19 protein-coding genes and 2 tRNA genes are annotated in these 18,771 nt (G+C 59.9%); 4 read left to right on the plus strand and 17 right to left on the minus strand.

Annotated elements, in window-relative coordinates; genetic code table 11:
* Window positions 1–5 precede the first annotated feature (5 nt).
* The 5 genes from K0H48_RS06510 to rluD all read right to left on the minus strand — a co-directional run bounded on the left by K0H48_RS06510 (window position 6) and on the right by rluD (window position 4,870).
* Window positions 6–82, minus strand: a tRNA-Pro gene (locus K0H48_RS06510).
* Window positions 83–92: 10 nt separating this feature from the next.
* A tRNA-Asn gene (locus tag K0H48_RS06515) sits at window positions 93–168 on the minus strand.
* 303 nt (window positions 169–471) lie between these two features.
* Entirely contained in the window at window positions 472–3,036 is a 2,565-nt protein-coding gene (gene clpB, locus K0H48_RS06520; protein WP_219266839.1) for an ATP-dependent chaperone ClpB, read from the minus strand.
* 149 nt (window positions 3,037–3,185) lie between these two features.
* On the minus strand, window positions 3,186–3,911 hold the full coding sequence (pgeF, locus tag K0H48_RS06525) for a peptidoglycan editing factor PgeF (RefSeq protein ID WP_219266840.1): 726 nt from the start codon (window positions 3,909–3,911) through the stop codon (window positions 3,186–3,188).
* Entirely contained in the window at window positions 3,908–4,870 is a 963-nt protein-coding gene (rluD, locus tag K0H48_RS06530) for a 23S rRNA pseudouridine(1911/1915/1917) synthase RluD (RefSeq protein ID WP_017137596.1), read from the minus strand. The genes pgeF and rluD overlap by 4 nt, the downstream gene beginning before the upstream one ends.
* Window positions 4,871–5,019: 149 nt before the next feature.
* On the opposite strand from rluD, the gene K0H48_RS06535 reads away from it, so the two are divergent.
* Together K0H48_RS06535 and K0H48_RS06540 are read left to right on the plus strand one after the other, a co-directional pair.
* Entirely contained in the window at window positions 5,020–6,045 is a 1,026-nt protein-coding gene (locus K0H48_RS06535; protein WP_200432631.1) for an outer membrane protein assembly factor BamD, read from the plus strand.
* Window positions 6,046–6,171: 126 nt separating this feature from the next.
* Window positions 6,172–6,405, plus strand: coding sequence for a PP0621 family protein (locus K0H48_RS06540; protein WP_219266841.1), 234 nt, complete (start codon window positions 6,172–6,174; stop codon window positions 6,403–6,405).
* Here the strand turns inward: K0H48_RS06540 and thiO are convergent.
* The 5 genes from thiO to pilV all read right to left on the minus strand — a co-directional run bounded on the left by thiO (window position 6,392) and on the right by pilV (window position 9,700).
* A complete protein-coding gene (gene thiO, locus K0H48_RS06545; RefSeq protein ID WP_219266842.1) occupies window positions 6,392–7,501 on the minus strand; it encodes a glycine oxidase ThiO in 1,110 nt (369 codons plus the stop codon). The genes K0H48_RS06540 and thiO overlap by 14 nt on opposite strands.
* A gap of 62 nt (window positions 7,502–7,563) precedes the next feature.
* Entirely contained in the window at window positions 7,564–7,965 is a 402-nt protein-coding gene (locus K0H48_RS06550) for a type IV pilin protein (protein WP_219266843.1), read from the minus strand.
* 14 nt (window positions 7,966–7,979) lie between these two features.
* The gene (locus K0H48_RS06555; protein WP_219266844.1) at window positions 7,980–8,504 is read right to left on the minus strand and encodes a PilX N-terminal domain-containing pilus assembly protein; all 525 of its coding nucleotides are present in this window, start codon (window positions 8,502–8,504) and stop codon (window positions 7,980–7,982) included.
* 6 nt (window positions 8,505–8,510) lie between these two features.
* The gene (locus tag K0H48_RS06560; protein ID WP_219266845.1) at window positions 8,511–9,218 is read right to left on the minus strand and encodes a prepilin-type N-terminal cleavage/methylation domain-containing protein; all 708 of its coding nucleotides are present in this window, start codon (window positions 9,216–9,218) and stop codon (window positions 8,511–8,513) included.
* Window positions 9,215–9,700 (minus strand): type IV pilus modification protein PilV, encoded by a 486-nt coding sequence (gene pilV, locus K0H48_RS06565; RefSeq protein ID WP_219266846.1) that lies wholly within the window; start codon window positions 9,698–9,700, stop codon window positions 9,215–9,217. Before pilV ends, K0H48_RS06560 begins: the two co-directional genes overlap by 4 nt.
* Before the next feature lie 226 nt (window positions 9,701–9,926).
* Between pilV and K0H48_RS06570 the strand changes: the two genes are divergently transcribed.
* Complete coding sequence (locus tag K0H48_RS06570; protein WP_219266926.1) at window positions 9,927–10,508, plus strand: GspH/FimT family pseudopilin; 582 nt, start codon at window positions 9,927–9,929, stop codon at window positions 10,506–10,508.
* Here the strand turns inward: K0H48_RS06570 and ispH are convergent.
* The 6 genes from ispH to murJ all read right to left on the minus strand — a co-directional run bounded on the left by ispH (window position 10,462) and on the right by murJ (window position 17,985).
* Entirely contained in the window at window positions 10,462–11,409 is a 948-nt protein-coding gene (gene ispH, locus K0H48_RS06575) for a 4-hydroxy-3-methylbut-2-enyl diphosphate reductase (RefSeq protein WP_138816903.1), read from the minus strand. The two genes, K0H48_RS06570 and ispH, sit on opposite strands and share 47 nt — an antisense overlap.
* Window positions 11,410–11,592: 183 nt before the next feature.
* Window positions 11,593–12,030, minus strand: coding sequence for an FKBP-type peptidyl-prolyl cis-trans isomerase (gene fkpB / locus K0H48_RS06580; protein WP_010213263.1), 438 nt, complete (start codon window positions 12,028–12,030; stop codon window positions 11,593–11,595).
* Window positions 12,031–12,037: 7 nt separating this feature from the next.
* Complete coding sequence (gene lspA / locus K0H48_RS06585; protein WP_138816904.1) at window positions 12,038–12,550, minus strand: signal peptidase II; 513 nt, start codon at window positions 12,548–12,550, stop codon at window positions 12,038–12,040.
* Entirely contained in the window at window positions 12,543–15,374 is a 2,832-nt protein-coding gene (ileS, locus tag K0H48_RS06590; RefSeq protein ID WP_056859106.1) for an isoleucine--tRNA ligase, read from the minus strand. The genes lspA and ileS overlap by 8 nt, the downstream gene beginning before the upstream one ends.
* 14 nt (window positions 15,375–15,388) lie before the next feature.
* Window positions 15,389–16,327: a bifunctional riboflavin kinase/FAD synthetase gene (gene ribF / locus K0H48_RS06595; RefSeq protein WP_016971190.1), complete on the minus strand. Its 939-nt coding sequence runs from the start codon at window positions 16,325–16,327 to the stop codon at window positions 15,389–15,391.
* A gap of 119 nt (window positions 16,328–16,446) precedes the next feature.
* Entirely contained in the window at window positions 16,447–17,985 is a 1,539-nt protein-coding gene (murJ, locus tag K0H48_RS06600) for a murein biosynthesis integral membrane protein MurJ (protein ID WP_056859107.1), read from the minus strand.
* A 253-nt stretch (window positions 17,986–18,238) separates the two neighbouring features.
* Between murJ and rpsT the strand changes: the two genes are divergently transcribed.
* A complete protein-coding gene (gene rpsT, locus K0H48_RS06605; protein WP_003171647.1) occupies window positions 18,239–18,517 on the plus strand; it encodes a 30S ribosomal protein S20 in 279 nt (92 codons plus the stop codon).
* A 38-nt stretch (window positions 18,518–18,555) separates the two neighbouring features.
* On the opposite strand, the gene K0H48_RS06610 is transcribed toward rpsT, so the two are convergent.
* Window positions 18,556–18,771 (minus strand): hypothetical protein (locus K0H48_RS06610; RefSeq protein WP_219266847.1); only part of this gene is annotated, 216 nt, incomplete at its 5' end.

The raw sequence follows: 18,771 nt of genomic DNA on the forward strand, positions 1-18,771 counted from the left end.
AAAAATGGTCGGGGTAAGGGGATTCGAACTCCTGACATCCTGCTCCCAAAGCAGGCGCGCTACCGGACTGCGCTATACCCCGGTTTTGAAATTGGCTCCGTGACCAGGACTCGAACCTGGGACCCAATGATTAACAGTCATTTGCTCTACCGACTGAGCTATCACGGAACTACATATTTCAAATTTACAACTTTTACTGCTTTGTAACCTTCTCTTCGGCTTGTCCGTATCGCTACGTTCACGTCTCTGAGGCGCGCTATTCTACAATCTTAAAAACCCCTGTCAACCCTTTAAATTGCTTTTAAGACAATGATTTGCGCTTGTTTCTGATTTCTTCTTGGGGAGAAGAAATCCGTGGGCTGACGTTGCTGCGGGGCGCACTTTACAAGCCTTTGCCTTACAGTTCAACGCCCTATCGAAAAAAAAGGCCCCGCAATGCGGGGCCTCCTCTTATCGCCATACAGGTCGGGCTCAGTGGAAGACGATTTGGTCGTTTTCCACCGTGGCCGCCACGCTGGTTCCCGGCATGAAGCTGCCCGACAGGATCAACTGCGCCAACGGGTTCTCGATCCAGCGCTGAATCGCACGTTTCAAAGGCCGTGCGCCATACACTGGGTCGTAACCCACCGCGATCAGCTTGTCCAACGCCTCGCTGCTCAGCTCCAGGTCAAGCTCACGCTCGGCCAGGCGGCTGCGCAGGCGGCCCAGCTGGATCTCGGTAATACCCGCGATCTGATCCCGCGCCAGTGGCTCGAAGATCACCACTTCGTCGACCCGGTTGATAAATTCCGGGCGGAAGTGCGAGGTCAGCGCATCCATCACCGCCGCGCGCTGGGCCTCACGATCACCAACCAGCTCCTGAATCTGCGCCGAGCCCAGGTTGGAGGTCATCACGATCACCGTATTACGGAAGTCCACCGTGCGCCCGTGGCTGTCCGTCAACCGGCCATCTTCCAGCACCTGCAGCAAGATGTTGAACACATCCGGGTGAGCCTTCTCGACCTCATCCAGCAGGATCACCGAGTAAGGCTTACGCCGCACGGCTTCGGTCAGGTAACCGCCTTCTTCATAGCCCACATAGCCTGGTGGAGCACCGATCAAGCGCGCCACCGAGTGTTTCTCCATGAATTCGGACATATCGATCCGCACCATGGCCTCTTCAGTATCAAAGAGGAACTCGGCCAAGGCCTTGCACAGCTCGGTCTTACCCACGCCGGTTGGGCCGAGGAACATGAACGAGCCGCTCGGACGGTTCGGGTCGGACAAGCCGGCCCGCGAACGCCGTACCGCGTTGGACACTGCCACCACGGCCTCTTCCTGGCCGATGACGCGCTGGTGCAGCAGGCTTTCCATCTTCAGCAGCTTGTCGCGTTCGCCTTCAAGCATTTTTGACACAGGAATGCCGGTCCACTTGGAGACCACTTCGGCAATTTCTTCCTCGGTCACCTTGCTGCGCAGCAGCTGGTTCTCAGGCTTGCCGTGCTGGTCGACCATTTGCAGGCTGCGCTCCAGGTCCGGGATCACCCCGTACTGCAACTCGGCCATGCGGTTCAGGTCGCCTTTACGGCGTGCCGCTTCCAGCTCTTGGCGGGACTGCTCGATCTTTTGCTGGATCTGCGCAGAACCCTGTACTTCGGCTTTTTCCGAGGTCCAGATTTCTTCGAGGTCCGAATACTCGCGCTCCAGACGCAGGATTTCTTCCTGAAGTTTTTCCAGGCGTTTCTTCGCGGCCTCGTCTTCTTCTTTCTTAAGCGCCTGGGATTCAACTTTGAGTTGAATCAGGCGCCTATCCAGACGGTCGAGCACTTCCGGCTTGGAATCGATCTCCATGCGGATGCGGCTGGCCGCTTCGTCGATCAGGTCGATGGCCTTGTCCGGCAACTGACGGTCAGTGATATAGCGATGGCTCAGTTTGGCCGCCGCAATGATCGCGCCGTCCGTGATCGCCACCTTGTGGTGCACCTCATAACGCTCCTTGAGGCCACGCAGAATGGCGATGGTGTCTTCTTCGCTCGGTTCTTCCACCAATACTTTCTGGAAGCGCCGCTCGAGGGCTGCGTCCTTTTCAATGTACTGGCGATACTCGTTGAGCGTGGTTGCGCCAACGCAATGCAACTCACCCCGCGCCAAGGCGGGCTTGAGCATGTTGCCGGCATCCATCGAACCTTCGCCTTTGCCGGCGCCGACCATGGTGTGCAGTTCATCGATAAACAGAATGATCTGCCCTTCCTGCTTCGACAGTTCATTAAGCAGGGATTTGAGGCGCTCTTCGAACTCGCCACGGAACTTGGCACCGGCGATCAGCGACCCCATGTCCAGGGACAACAGGCGCTTGCCTTTAAGGCCGTCCGGCACTTCACCATTAATGATGCGCTGAGCCAGGCCTTCGGCAATCGCGGTTTTACCCACGCCAGGTTCACCGATCAGCACCGGGTTGTTCTTGGTGCGGCGTTGCAACACCTGGATGGTGCGCCGAATTTCGTCGTCACGACCGATCACCGGGTCCAGCTTGCCTTCTTCGGCGCGCTTGGTCAGGTCGACGGTGTATTTGTCCAGAGCCTGGCGCGACTCCTCATGATTGGGGTCATTCACCGCCTCGCCGCCACGCAGGTTGTTGATGGCGTTTTCCAGGGCTTTTTTGCTTACGCCCTGGCCCAGCAACAGTTTGCCAAGCTTGCTGTTGTCATCCATCGCGGCGAGCAGTACCAGTTCGCTGGAGATGAACTGGTCACCTTTCTGCTGGGCCAGGCGATCGGCCTGGTTAAGCAGGCGCGCCAAGTCCTGCGACATGTTCACGTCGCCGGTAGGGTTTTGGATTTTCGGCAGTTGGTCGAGCTCTTTGCTCAACTCCTTGCGCAGGCTGTTGACGTCAAAGCCAACCTGCATCAGCAAGGGCTTGATAGAACCACCTTGCTGTTCCAGAAGCGCCTGCATCAAGTGCGCAGGCTCAATCGCCGGATGGTCGAGGCCGACCGCCAGGGATTGGGAGTCCGAGAGTGCCAACTGCAACTTGCTGGTTAAACGATCAATACGCATTAGTCACCTTCCTTTTGAGCAGGCCGGAGCTAGAAATACACATCCTGAATGAAGAAACCTGCCAGATACCCTTATAGATGGGGTGGATTCTGGAAGATTCAAGCAGCTGATGGTTGATGTGGATCAGCATTGATCCAAGTCAGGAGAGTCTAGCGCTCAAGCCAGATAAGGGAGGCGAACCGACCGGTGCGCGGGCTGCGACGGTAGGAAAAGAAGCGTGGATCGGTCACGGTGCACAAACCACCACCGTATACAGCAGTGACACCGCGCGCGGCCAGGCGCAGGCGTGCCAGTTGGTAGATGTCGGCCATGTATTTGCCGGGATTACGGCTGGGTACAAAGGCCTCGGCCGAGGCTGGCAGTTGCTGCATGAAGGCTTCACGCACTTCGGGGCCGACCTCAAAGGCTTGCGGGCCGATGGCCGGGCCAAGCCAGACCAGTACGTCATCGGGTTCGGCATTCAAGCTTTCGAAGGCGGCTTCCAATACACCGGCTGCCAGCCCGCGCCAACCGGCATGGGCAGCCGCCACGCGGGTACCGGCGCGGTTGCAGAACAACGCGGGCAGGCAGTCGGCGGTCATTGAGGTGCAGGCGATGCCGGGCGTGCTGGTCCAACTGGCATCGGCTTCAGCGATACGCGAAGGGTCAGCCTCGACCACGGTCATCCCGTGGACTTGGCGCAGCCAGGCCGGCTGAATATCAAAGGTATCGGTAAGGCGGCGACGATTTTCAAGGACGGCCTCAAGGCTGTCCTCGACATGATCACCCAGGTTAAGGCTGTCGAACGGCGCCAGACTGACGCCGCCCGCACGGGTGGTGACGCAGGCTTTGACTCCCGACGGCGCGGGCCAGTCAGGAATCAGCCAGTCACTCATCCAACAAACGCCTCGCGATCCTGCTTGAGCAACGACAACAACCAGACCAGATCGTCCGGCAGAGGCGATTCCCAGCTCATCCGCTTACCGCTCGTCGGATGATCCAGTTCCAGGAAGCGTGCATGCAGTGCCTGGCGCGGGAAGGTTTTCAGCGATTCAACCATGGTCTGGCTGGCCGCTGGCGGAATACGGAAGCGACCGCCGTAGGCCGGATCTCCGACCAACGGGAAGTTGATATGCGCCATGTGCACGCGAATCTGGTGCGTACGGCCGGTTTCCAGCTTGACCCGCACATGCGTGTGGGACCGGAAACGCTCCAGCACACGGTAGTGGCTGACGGCCGGCTTGCCGCCTTCCATCACCGCCATACGCTGGCGCTGCTGGCCGTGGCGGCCGATCGGGGCGTTGATCTTGCCGCCCGCCACCACCACGCCGATCACGATGCATTCGTAGATCCGGCTGACACTGCGGGCCTGCAATTGTGTGACCAACTGCGTCTGCGCCTGAATGGTCTTGGCCACCACCATCAAGCCGGTGGTGTCCTTGTCCAGGCGGTGCACGATGCCGCAGCGCGGTACGTTGACGATGTCCGGCACGTGGTGCAACAAGGCATTGAGTAAAGTGCCATCAGCGTGCCCGACCGCCGGGTGAACCACCAGGCCTGCGGGTTTGTTGATGACCAGGATGTCGTCGTCTTCATAGACGATATCCAGCTCGATGTCTTGGGCGACCCATTCTCCCTGGGCTTCCTGCTCGGCAGTCAGCTCAAGAATGGCACCGCCATGGACTATGTCTCGCGGGCGGATAACCGCTCCATCCACAGTCAGGCGGCCGTCTTTGATCCAGGCGGAAAGGCGCGAGCGCGAGTGCTCAGCGAATAATTGTGCGGCGACTTGATCGAGGCGTTGGCCGCCCAATTCGGACGGCACCTCTGCGCGAAGTTCAATTTTATCGGACATGCTCAGACTAGGCGTGGCACAGCCTTTGGTTTCGGCTGCGCGCTTGTGGTTAAATACGGCGTCTTTTGCCCCGAGGCTTTCAACGGGGCGCTCATCATAACAGGACGGCCCCGCCCAAGACAGCGGCCGTCATAGGGACGCAAGCCGCCATGCAAGTGAAACACCTGCTGCTGATCGCCATCCTCGCCATGACTGCTGCTTGCTCGTCAACAAAGGAAGTCGTCGACGAAAACCTGAGCGAAGTCGAGCTGTATCAATTAGCTCAAAAAGACTTGGACAATAATAGCTACACCAGTGCCACAGCCAAGCTGAAGGCCCTGGAGTCGCGCTATCCGTTCGGGCGCTACGCCGACCAGGCACAGCTCGAGCTGATCTACGCCAACTACAAGAACGCGGAGCCGGAAGCTGCCAAGTCCGCTGCCGAGCGTTTTATCCGTCTGCACCCGCAGCACCCGAACGTGGACTACGCCTACTACATGAAGGGCCTGACCTCGTTCGACCAGGACGTTGGCCTGCTGGCGCGCTTCCTGCCGCTGGACATGACCAAGCGTGACCCTGGCGCTGCCCGCGACTCCTACAACGAGTTCGCCCAGCTCACCAGTCGCTACCCCAACAGCCGCTACGCGCCGGACGCCAAGCAGCGCATGATCTACCTGCGCAACCTGCTGGCGTCCTACGAGATCCACGTGGCCGACTACTACCTGACCCGTCAGGCGTATGTAGCTGCCGCCAACCGTGGCCGTTATGTAGTTGAGAACTTCCAGGAAACCCCATCCGTAGGTGATGGCCTGGCGGTGATGACTCAGGCTTACCAGGCATTGCACCTGGATGCATTGGCAGCCACCAGCCTGGAAACCTTGAAGCTCAACTACCCCGACTCTCCAAGCCTGAATGACGGCCAGTTCGTGCCTCGGGTTGCAGAAGCGGACAACCGTTCGTGGCTGAGCAAATACACCTTGGGCCTGATCAGTTCCCGCCCACCGTTGCCGCCGGGCGAAACCCGCGCCAACCAGGACGTGATGAAGCAGTTCCAGGACGCCAAGGAAGCCATTCCTTCGGAGCTCAAGCCGCATGACGCCAATGGCGACGTGATCGAAGAAGAAGCACCGCAGGCCCTGGGCAACAATGAAGACCGTTCGTGGTTCAGCTACATGACCTTCGGCGTGTTCGACTGATTGCACACCGCGTGATCAAGAAGGAGCCTCTCGGGGCTCCTTTTTTGTGGGCGTCGTATTAATGCACTGTGCGCTGGCCACGCGCTTGGCTAAACTGGCGCATTCCCTGTCGAGAAACTGCCCATCATGCTTCGTCTACTGTTCTGGATTGCCGTCATTGCTGCCGCGGTTTGGTTCTGGCGCAAATTCAAAAGCCCGGCGGCCAGGCAGCAACGCTCCGCCGAGCCGGGCGCGGCCTTGATGGTGCGCTGCGCCCACTGCGGCGTGCACCTGCCGCAGGATCGCGCACTCAGTTCACGCCAGGAGTGGTACTGCACCCAGGCGCACCTGGAACAAGGGCCGAAGTCTATCCAGCGTTGATCCGACCGGCGGGCGCATACGGCGCCGGGTCGATGATCGGTGTGCGCCCCAGCAGCAAGTCAGCAAACAATTGGCAGGAGGCCGGCGCGAGCACCAGCCCATTGCGGTAATGCCCGCAGTTGAGCCAAAGCCCTTTGAAACCGGGTACTTCACCGATATAAGGGATACCTTCCGGTGAACCGGGACGCAAACCGGCCCAGTGGCCTACGACTTGCGCATCTGCCAGCGCAGGAATCAACTCCACCGCCGACGCCTTCAGGCTCTCCAGGGCCGTGTCGGTCGGAGTCTTGTCGAACCCTTCATGCTCCAGCGTGCTGCCGATCAGAATGTGCCCGTCACGCCGTGGGATCGCATAACGCCCCTTGGCCAGCACCATGCTCGACAAAAAATCCGACGCACATTTGTACAAAATCATTTGGCCTTTGACCGGCTCCACCGGCAGCGACAGGCCCAGTTTGCCGAGTATTTCGCCGCTCCAGGCGCCCGCCGCCAGCACCACCTGGTCGCCCAGGACCGGCCCCGCAGCGGTGTTCACACCCACGACGTTGCCATCTTCAATAACAAACCCATCGACTTCGCATTGCTCATGAAGGGTCACGCCGGGAAGCGCCAACAGCGCGGCCTTGAGGGATTTGACCAGGCGCGGGTTGCGCACATTGGCCACGTCCGCCATGTAGATCGCCTGGGAATATCCACCCCCCAGCACCGGCACCGCATCATGGGCGGCCGACACATCCACCTTGCTCAACGGTCGACCTTCACGGGCAGCCCAGGCCAACGCCTGGGCCTCATCTTCCAGGTCCAGCCAGTACAGGCCCGTGGTGTGAACCTCTGGATCAACTCCGGTGGCTGCAAAGAGTCGCTCTGCCAACTGCGGGTAAAAATCCTGCGACCAATGGGCCAGTGCGGTGACCGCCGGGCTGTAGCGCCATGGATACAGCGGCGAAACAATACCGCCACCCGCCCAGGAAGACTCCTGCCCTAGGCCTGACCGCTCCAGCAGCACCACGGCCTGCCCCTGTGTGGCGAGGTTAAATGCGGTCAACAAGCCGATAACACCGCCACCGACAATCACCACTTGCTGTTGCTTAGCCATCATTTGATCCAGCCGATAAAAAGGGAAAAGCGCACCCGGCGCCCATTCATCCAGCACTCTCATCATTGCCCCCAACACGCCTGGCGCGACATTTCAGGTATCGCGCCCGGATTGCTGCGCACGCCGGTGCTGGACAAGCTGAACTCACCGCACGGGTCATTCGCCATAAGGGCGCCGACCGCAGGCGAGGCGACCAAGGTGAATGCCTCGGGACTCAATGCAGTGCTGATTCTATAGTGATCATTGCCGGCACTGGCGCCGCTTGCATCAATAAAAGTGCCGTGGCGCGTGTAAAAGCGCTCAAGGTGCTGAGCCTGCTCAATCAGCAATGCAACGATCTGCGCGCGGTAGGCTTTTTTCACCTGCCCGGTATACGTGGGGTAAGCAATTGCGGCCAAAAACGCGATGATGGCGACTGCGCTCAGTAATTCGATCAGGGTAAAACCTTGGCAATCCTTGCCCATTGATATGCTCCTTATTAGTGAAGTTGTCGCCATAGCACCCGATGAACGCTCTGGCCTCCCTCTGCCTGTGCATAGACCGCCTCCAGCACCGTGCGCACCTGGCCATTGCTCCCAACCGCCGTCACGCGGTACAACGCGGCCGGTGTTTCGGCAGGCAAACCCGCCAGCCCCATGCCCATTCCCAGGGATTGCACGCCATACAGACCGCCCTTCAGGGCAACCCAGGTGACCGCTGAAACTGGGTGTGTGCCAGCCTCTACCACCTGCGACGACTCCACTGGCGGCGCACAGGTAGTGATCGACCGACACACCGGCAGCGTCGCGCCGGCCCGCCGGATCACCGACTCCCCCAACCTCAGGCCACTTTCGGCGCTTTGGAATGACTGGTTTCGATGCCATATGCTGCCGGTAATCTTTTGCTGGGACACCGCCCCTTGCATCGAAGCCAGGCCAATCAGTGACAGCACCAGCAGAAACACCAGGCTGATCAGCAAAACCATGCCGGTTTGCCGCGCAAAAACACCTTGATGATTGAACATGCCGCCCTACCCCAACCGGTTTCGCAAGGCGGCTACGACGCTGTAGGCCTGATCTTTCACACGCCCGGTCGGGTCTTGCAGCGTCATGCGCAAGCGTACGCTGCGGATCAGCGATGCATCCGCAGGGCTGGCGTCATAGCGCACTGCCTGAAGCGAATCAGGTTTGCCCGCCACGCCGAAACTGATGTCGAACGCCTGCACGTTATCCAACAACACTGCCTTAGCCGGTGCCGCAGGTGTACTGACCTTCAATTGCCCCGTTTCAAAGGTGTAGGTGATTTGGCGTAGCGCAAACCGGATCTGCCCGGGCATCGGTAGCGGTGAGCTCCCCGCATAGGCTTGGGCCGTGCCGAGGCAGTCAGAGAGCACCGTCCAGTCAGGCGTGCCGCCCTCACTTGCAACATCGGCGGTAACCAGCGTCAGCGACCAGGAACTGCCAGTAGAAAGCCAGCCGACAGGTCGATCAAAGGCTGCCGGCGTGTTGTCGATAGAGGCTGTCGCCAGGCAGCCGAACATACCCGTCTGGCGGATATCCTGGACCATCTTGCCCAGCACAAACCGCGCATCATCCTGCAGCGCCATGGCGGCCTGTTGGCTGGTTTGAGTCGCGCGAGCGCTGATCGCCACCTGGCTGACACCCAGCACCAGCAGCAATCCGACAGCCAGCGCGAGCAACAACTCCACCAGGCTGAAGCCACGAACAAAGCGTCTCATTGAGGCGCCTGCGGGTCGCTGGTAATGCGGCTGGTGAGGGTGAAGGTTTCCCTCGCCCCACGGGTATTTGCCCCACGCGAGTCGTCCCAACTGATGCTCACGGTCACCTCGCCACCGCTGATCACCACCGAGCCTTTGGCGTTCGCACCGGCGAAGCCGATGATATTGGCTTCGAAGTCATGCAGGTCCAGGTCCCGCACGCTGGCGGTCGCGCTGTTGGCGGGAGCACGTTGTGCGAGCCCCCATGCATAGTCGGCGCCTGAGTTGGCGCGGATTCGGTCGAGCATGTCGTAGGCAATGAAACTGGCCTGGCTGGTCATCCTTGAACTGTCGGTGTACTTGAGTGCATTGAGCTGGGTGACTGCGGCGCCCAGCAGCCCGACGGCGAGAATCAGCACCGCCACCAGCACTTCGATCAGGGTCATGCCGGTTTGCTGCCGAGGCAGCGCGTAGGGAAAAGGTCTGTTCGGGCAGGCAAGCATTACCGTCGTCATCCGTGTCGAAGGCCAAAAAAAGCAGCGCTAAGCTGCTGTACGACCCAAGACTAGCGCCGGTTTTTGGCTTGCGCTGCGATCGGAACAAAGGGAAATACTTTGGACATAAAGGCCATCATCCGGCGCAGCTACCGGAGGCTATACCTACGTCTGCACCCTACTATTTACCTTGTCCACGGAGGGACAGACGATGCAACAACCTATGCTACAACCTATGCAACAGCGCGGTTTCACCCTGATCGAGCTGCTGTTCGGCCTGTTCCTCGGCAGTGTCCTGGCGCAAATGGCAGTGCCCGCCTTCAAGGGGTTGCTTGCGTCGCAGCAGCAACGCAGCGCGGCCCACTCGCTTGCCGAAGGCCTGCGATTGGCCCGCACTGAGGCAATCACACGCAATCGCGCAGTGATCATTCAGGCCATTGCGAACGATTGGAGCCTGGGATGGCAGGTCATCGTGGACATGAGCGGGCGCGGCCAGCAGGACACCAGCAACCCGATAGTGTTGGAACGACAGAACAACGGGCGCGTGACAATGGCCGGCAATGGGCCAGTCAAGAGCCAGGTACGTTTCAGCGGGCTGGGTGAGCCGGTGTTTGCGGGAGGTGGCTTCCGCGCCGGTACGGTGCACATTTGCGGCACAGACCCGGCGCAGAGCCTCTATCAAGTGGTGCTGGCGCCCAGCGGGCGTATCAGCCTGCGCAGTGAAGCCACCGAACAGGCGCTGTGCCGCAGTGGCACAGGCACCGCTGCACTCAGAGCAGCGAACGAACCCGTAGCTCCTTGGGCATCGAGAACGTGACGTTCTCTGCACGGCCGTCCAACTCATCCGCGCCGGTAGCACCCCAGGCCTGCAATTGCTGGATCACACCACGCACCAGCACTTCGGGAGCAGAAGCCCCGGCGGTGATGCCGATACGCTCAACGCCATCGAACCAACTGCGCTGCATGTCTTCAGCGCCATCGATCAGGTAGGCCGGCGTGGCCATGCGTTCAGCCAGTTCGCGCAAGCGGTTGGAGTTGGAGCTGTTGGGGCTGCCCACCACCAGGACCACATCGCACTCGTCGGCCAGTTGCTTGACCGCGTCCTGGCGGTTTTGCGTGGCGTAGCAGATGTCGTCTTTGCGTGGCCCGCCAATCGCCGGGAAGCGCGTGCGCAGGGCATCGATCACACGGCTGGTGTCGTCCATCGACAGCGTAGTTTGCGTCACGAAGGCCAGGCGATCAGGGTTACGTACCTGCAACTCGGCCACGTCTTTTTCGTCTTCCACCAGGTAGATGGCGCCGCCATTGCTGGCGTCGTACTGGCCCATGGTGCCTTCGACTTCCGGGTGACCGGCGTGGCCGATCAGGATGCACTCACGGCCGTCGCGGCTATAACGCGCCACTTCGATGTGTACCTTGGTCACCAGCGGGCAGGTGGCGTCAAACACCTTGAGGCCGCGGCCGGCCGCTTCGGTACGTACGGCCTGGGACACGCCGTGGGCGCTGAAAATGACGATAACGTCGTCCGGCACCTGGTCGAGTTCTTCGACAAAGATAGCCCCGCGCGCGCGCAGGTCTTCAACCACGAATTTGTTGTGGACGACTTCATGGCGCACGTAAATCGGCGGCCCGAACACTTCCAGGGCGCGATTGACGATTTCGATCGCCCGGTCCACACCGGCGCAGAAGCCACGGGGGTTGGCGAGTTTGATTTGCATGCTGTGCCTCGTGTCTTGCAGGGCAAGAAATTGGATCAACTCAACTCTACAGGAGTGAGCCCCTGTGGGAGCCGGGCTTGCCCGCGATGCAGACGACTGGGTGTATCAGGTACACCGAGGTGATGCTATCGCAGGCAAGCCAGCTCCCACACAAGCCGGCCCCATAAGCGCCGGTTTCGTCGGTCAGAGCGCTTTAACGTCGATGATTTCAACGTCAAACGTCAAGGTTTTACCGGCCAACGGGTGGTTGAAGTCGATGGTCACTTGCGCGTCATCGAAGGTTTTAACCACGCCGGGCAGCTCGGTGTTCGCCGCATCGTTGAAGATCACCAACAGGCCTTCCGACAGATCCATGTCCTGGAACTGCGAGCGCGGGATGATCTGCACGTTTTGCGGGTTGGGCTGGCCAAAGGCGTTTTCCGGCAGGATCTGCAGGGTGCGCTTGTCGCCGGCTTTGAAACCGAACAGTGCCGCTTCAAAACCCGGTAGCAGGTTGCCGTCACCGACCTTGAAGGTCGCCGGGGCTTTGTCGAACGTGCTGTCGACCGTGTCGCCATTCTCCAGGCGCAATGCGAAATGCAAAGTGACTTCCGTGTTCTGGCCGATGCGTTGCTCAGCCAATACCTGATCAGTCATTGACGGTCTCTCCGGTTTTCTTGCTTTTGAACATATCCAACGCCAGCATGATTGCACCGACGGTGATGGCGCTGTCGGCAAAGTTGAACGCGGGGAAATACCAGCGGTTCTGCCAATGCACCAGAATAAAGTCGATCACATGGCCCAGGGCAATGCGGTCGTACAAGTTGCCCAGCGCGCCGCCCAGCACCAGGGCCAGGGCGATTGCCAGCCAGGTGTCATCGCGGCCCAGGCGTTTGAGCCACACCACCAGCACAGCACTGACCACCACGGCGATCAGGGCGAACAACCAGCGCTGCCAGCCGCCGCTGTCAGCCAGGAAGCTGAAGGCGGCGCCAGTGTTGTAGGCCAGGGTCCAGCTGAAGTAGTCAGGAATGACCACGATTTGCTGGAACATCTGCAGGGAGCCTTCGAAGTGAGCCTTGCTGACCTGGTCAATGACCAGGACCAGCACGCTCAGTACGAGCCAACCCAGACGTCCGAAACGGCTGGAAGCATTAGGCATAGTGGCGAACCTCGCCAGCACCGCTGATGTTGTCCACGCAACGACCGCAGATTTCCGGATGCTCCGGGTTCACGCCGACGTCTTCACGGCAGTGCCAGCAACGGGCGCACTTAGGGAAGGCCGACTTGACCACTTTGAGCTTGAGGCCCGGTACTTCGGTGGCCACGGCGTCCGCTGGCGCCTGGGCAAACGGTGCCAGGCTTGCGGTCGAGGTGATCAGCACGAAGCGCAGTTCGTTGCTCAGCTTGGCCAGGTCGGCGGTCAGGCCTTCCTCGGCAAACAGGGTAACTTCGGCTTGCAGGTTGCCACCGACGGCCTTGGCCGCACGCTGAACTTCCAGCTCCTTGTTCACCGCCACTTTGACGGCCATTACGCCTTCCCAGTACTCGCGACCCAGTTCGAAGTTGGCCGGCAATTCGGTCAGGCCTTCGTACCAGGTGTTGAGCATCACCGACTCATTACGCTCGCCCGGCAGGTATTCCCACAGTTCGTCGGCGGTGAAGGCCAGGATCGGTGCGATCCAGCGCACCAGCGCTTCAGAGATGTGGTACAGCGCGGTCTGCGCCGAACGGCGCGCCTTGCTGTTGGCGCCGGTTGTGTACTGGCGGTCCTTGATGATATCGAGGTAGAAACCACCCAGCTCCTGCACGCAGAAGTTGTGGATCTTGGAGTACACGTTCCAGAAGCGGTATTCGCCGTAGTGTTCCTGCAACTCGCGCTGCAGCAACAGGGTACGGTCCACGGCCCAACGGTCCAGGGCGAGCATGTCCTCGGCCGGCAGGATGTCGGTGGCCGGGTTGAAACCGGTCAGGTTCGACAGCAGGAAGCGTGCGGTATTTCGGATACGGCGGTAGGCATCGGCGCTGCGGGCCAGGATCTGGTCCGACACGGCGATTTCGCCCGAGTAATCGGTCGAAGCCACCCACAGGCGCATGATGTCGGCGCCCAAGGTGTCGTTGATCTTTTTCGGCTCGATCACGTTCTTCAGCGACTTGGACATCTTGCGGCCCGTCTCGTCGACGGTGAAGCCGTGGGTCAGCAGTTCGCGATACGGCGCGTGGTTGTCGATGGCGCAACCGGTCAGCAGCGACGAGTGGAACCAGCCACGGTGTTGGTCCGAGCCTTCCAGGTACAGATCGGCACGCGGGCCGGTGGCGTGGCCCATCGGGTGCGAACCGCGCAGCACGTGCCAGTGGGTGGTGCCCGAGTCGAACCATACGTCGAGGGTGTCACTGATCTTGTCGTACAGCGGCGCTTCATCGCCCAACAGCTCGGCAGCGTCCAGCTTGAACCAGGCTTCGATGCCTTCCTGTTCAACGCGCAGCGCCACTGCTTCCATCAGCTCGACGGTGCGTGGGTGCAGTTCGCCGCTTTCCTTGTTCAGGAAGAACGGGATCGGCACGCCCCAGTTGCGCTGGCGGGAGATGCACCAGTCCGGGCGGTTGGCGATCATCGAGTGCAGGCGCGCCTGGCCCCAGGCCGGGACGAACTTGGTTTCTTCGATGGCTTTAAGCGAGCGCACACGCAGGGTGTCGCCGCTGGTCGGCTCTTTGTCCATGCCGATAAACCACTGCGCCGTGGCGCGGTAGATCAACGGGGTCTTGTGACGCCAGCAGTGCATGTAGCTGTGCTTGATGGTGTCGGATTTCACCAGCGCACCGACTTCGCTCAGCTTGTCGATGATCGCCTGGTCGGCCTTGAAGATGAACTGGCCGCCGAAGAACTCCAGCGACGGCACGTACACGCCATTGCTCTGCACCGGGTTGATGATGTCGTCATTCACCATGCCGTACTTCTTGCAGATGACGAAGTCATCCACGCCGTAGGCCGGCGAGCAGTGAACAATGCCAGTACCTGAACCCAGTTCCACGTAGTCCGCCAGGTAAACTGGCGACAGACGGTCGTAGAACGGGTGACGGAAGTTGATCAGTTCCAGCGCGGTGCCGGTAGTGGTGGCGATGACCGAACCTTGCAGCTCGTAGCGCGCCAAGCAGGCCTCGACCATTTCTTCAGCCAGCACCAGCAGGCGATCACCGACGTCCACCAGCGCGTAGGTAAATTCCGGGTGCACGTTCAGCGCCTGGTTGGCCGGGATGGTCCACGGGGTGGTGGTCCAGATCACGATGGCTGCAGGCTTTGGCAGGCTCGACAGGCCAAAGGCTTGAGCCAGCTTGGCGTCGTCGGCGATCGGGAAGGCCACGTCGATGGTCGAAGACTTCTTGTCTTCGTACTCGACTTCCGCTTCAGCCAGGGCCGAACCGCAGTCAAAGCACCAGTTCACGGGCTTGAGGCCCTTGAACACGAAACCGCCTTTGACGATTTCGGCCAAGGCGCGGATTTCACCGGCCTCGTTCTTGAAGTTCATGGTCTTGTACGGGTTGTCCCACTCGCCCAGCACGCCCAGGCGGATGAATTCGGACTTCTGCCCTTCGATCTGCTCGGTGGCGTAGGCGCGGCACAGTTCGCGGGTTTTATCCGCGCCCAGGTTCTTGCCGTAGGTCACTTCGACTTTGTGCTCGATCGGCAGGCCGTGGCAGTCCCAGCCCGGAACATAAGGTGCATCGAAGCCCGACAGGGTTTTCGAACGCAGGATCATGTCCTTGAGAATTTTGTTCAGCGCATGACCGATGTGAATCGTGCCGTTGGCATAAGGAGGGCCGTCGTGCAGGACGAACTTCGGACGATCCTTGCCAATTTCGCGCAACTTTCCGTACAGGCCAATACTGTCCCAGCGCTGCAGGATCTGCGGTTCGCGCTGTGGCAGGCCGGCCTTCATTGGGAAGGCGGTGTCCGGAAGGTTTAGCGTGGCTTTATAGTCGGTCATTTAAGGCTCTTCGGTTAGCGATGGGCGCTAGGTGCGGCTAGTGCACGGGCGGCGGCGACATCCGCATTGATCGCCGTTTTCAACGCCTCAAGGGAGGCGAAACGCTGCTCTTCACGCAGCTTCTGGTGGAAAACCACCGTTAAACGCCGGTCATACAAATCACCGGCAAAATCCAAAAGGTGAACTTCCAGGTGGGCCTTGCCATCACCTGCAACCGTGGGCCTGACGCCTATGTTGGCGACTCCCGGCCACGATTGGCCGTCGATGTCGACACTCACCAGGTAAACCCCGGTAAGTGGCACACGACGACGTTTGAGCTGCACGTTGGCGGTTGGCGTGCCCAGTTGGCGCGCCAGCTTCTGACCGTGCAAGACCCGCCCGGCAATGCGGAACGGGCGACCGAGCAAACGCTCGGCCAAGGCGAAGTCGGCAGCCGCCAGGGCATTACGCACCTGGGTACTGCTCACGCGCAGGCCGTCCAGTTCGACGGTTTGCGCGGCTTCGACGGTAAAACCCTGATTCACACCGGCGTGTTGCAGGAAGTCGAAATCGCCGACGCGGTCGCAGCCGAAACGGAAGTCGTCGCCAACCTCCAGGTGCTGCACGCCCAGGCCATCCACCAGGATGCGGTCGACGAACTCGGCGGCGCTGAGGCTTTGCAAACGCTGGTTGAAGGCCAGGCACAGCACACGGTCTACGCCCTCTTCAGCCAGCAGTTGCAGCTTGTCACGCAGGCGGGCCAAACGTGCCGGCGCCGTCTCGGGGGTAAAGTATTCCCGCGGCTGTGGCTCAAAAATCACCACGCAGCTGGGCACGCCCAACTCGACCGCACGTTCACGCAGCCGGCCCAGGATAGCCTGGTGGCCACGGTGAACACCGTCAAAGTTGCCAATAGTGGCGACGCAGCCCCGATGCTCGGGGCGCAGGTTGTGGAGACCTCGAACCAGCTGCATAACGCGCTTCTTGCTCATAAAGTGGTCGATTATAACCACACCCGGCCCCGGACGACAGGCAACAGCGCAGGCCAAATGGATCGAATCGATAAAACAACCGTTTTATCACGGCAAAGTCTCTAGCCAAGCGACTTTCGATTGAAATCACGCAGACGGAAGCCTTGCAGCAGCAACATCCCGAAGTACACCACTACCCCCGCCACCACCAGAACACCCAGGCGCATGAAGCGCTCAAGCATATGGCCTTGATCCCAGGCGGGCATGAAGTGCATCAGGCCCAGCAACACTGCCGACATCATCGCCACCGCCACCAACAGCTTGAGGGCAAACAGACCCCAGCCCGGCTGCGGCTGATACATCTGCTGCTTGCGCAGTTGATAAAACAGCAGCCCTGCGTTGATACAGGCACCCGCGCTGATGGCGAGGGCCAGGCCGGCATGGGCCAACGGGCCGATAAACACCAGGTTGAGCAGTTGCGTAACGATCAGGGTGAAAATTGCGATCTTGACCGGCGTGCGGATGTTTTGCTGGGCGTAGAAGCCCGGCGCCAGCACTTTGATCACGATAATGCCGAGCAGGCCAACGGAGTAAGCGACCAGCGCACGCTGGGTCATTGACGCATCAAACGCGCTGAATTGGCCGTATTGGAACAGCGACACGGTCAACGGCTCAGCCAAAATGCCCAGGGCCAGGGAACACGGCAATACCAGCATAAAGCACAGGCGCAAGCCCCAGTCGAGGATGCGCGAGTATTCCTGGCGGTCCTTGCTGGCATAGGTGCGCGACAGCGTCGGCAGCAAGATTGTGCCCAAGGCCACACCCAGTACGCCCGACGGCAATTCCATCAAGCGATCGGCGTAATACATCCACGATACCGAACCGGAAACCAGCAAGGACGCGAACGCGGTGTTGATGATCAGGGAAATCTGGCTCACCGACACACCCAGGATCGCCGGCAGCATATTGCGCATCACACGCCAAACGCCGGTGTCCTTGAGGTTCAAGCGCGGCAGCACGAGCATGCCGATTTTTTTCAGGTGCGGCAGTTGATACAGCAACTGCGCCAGGCCGCCGGCCAGTACAGCCCAGCCCAGGGCCATGACCGGCGGGTCGAAGTACGGCGTGAGGAACAGCGCGAAAATAATCATGCTGACGTTGAGCAACGTCGGCACGAAGGCCGGCACCGAGAAACGGTTCCAGGTATTGAGGATCGCCCCGGCCAGGGATGACAGCGAAATCAGCAATATATAAGGAAAGGTCACGCGCAGCAGGTCAGTGGTCAGCGCGAATTTTTCCGGGGTATTGGCAAAACCGGGGGCCGTGGCCCAGATCACCCAGGGCGCGGCGAGCATGCCGACGAGGGTTACCAGCATCAAGACCAGGGTCAACAGGCCCGAGACATAGGCAATAAAGGTACGGGTCGCTTCTTCACCCTGCTGGGTTTTGTATTCGGCCAGGATCGGCACAAACGCCTGGGAAAATGCGCCCTCGGCGAAGATCCGCCGCAGCAGATTGGGCAGCTTAAAGGCAATAAAGAACGCATCCGTGGCCATGCTGGCGCCGAAAATGCGCGCCAGCAGGGTGTCACGCACAAACCCCAAAACCCGGGAGATCATCGTGATAGAGCTGACGGCAGCCAACGATTTGAGCAGATTCATTGAAAGAGTTTGCGCCTTTAGATAAAGAGCAGGCGAACAAAGCGCCCACTTATGCGATACTGCGCGCCTGCAACAGCACAGAGCCAAAGCTCGCGAGTTTACAGGTCAAGCGCCGGAAATAAATCACCCGACTCTTCAGATCGACCACTCAGCAGTTCGCATCAGCCGCCCTTGACAACCCATCAAGTCATCGGCATGATTCGCGGCCTATTTTGTTTGCTATTTCCTAAAAAGTCTTTCGAGGAGCTCGACGGTGGCCAACACACCTTCCGCCAAAAAACGTGCAAAACAGGCTGAGAAGCGTCGCAGCCACAACGCCAGCCTGCGTTCCATGGTTCGTACCTACATCAAGAATGTAGTTAAAGCCATCGACACCAAAGACGCTGAAAAAGCTCAAGCTGCTTACGTTCTGGCTGTGCCTGTTATCGACCGTATGGCCGATAAAGGCATCATCCACAAGAACAAAGCCGCTCGTCATAAGAGCCGCCTGAATGGCCACATCAAGGCTCTGAACGTCGCTGCAGCAGCCTAAGTGGTAACAACTGCCACGTAACTCAGGTTGCGTAACAGTTAAGAAATGCCCCGTACCGAAAGGTCCGGGGCATTTTTGTTTGTGCCCAATAACTTGGGCGCACGGATCAAAATGTGGGAGCGGGCTTGCCCGCGATAGCGGTGGGTCAGTAGTGAATAGGGTGGCTGACACGCCCTCATCGCGGCATAGGTATCTACACAACTTTTGAAGGCAGCCAATTTCTCCTGTGGCGAGCAGGCTTGTCCTGCGTTGGG

Origin of the sequence: Pseudomonas sp. Xaverov 259, from assembly GCF_019352915.1 — a bacterium.
Classification (GTDB): domain Bacteria; phylum Pseudomonadota; class Gammaproteobacteria; order Pseudomonadales; family Pseudomonadaceae; genus Aquipseudomonas.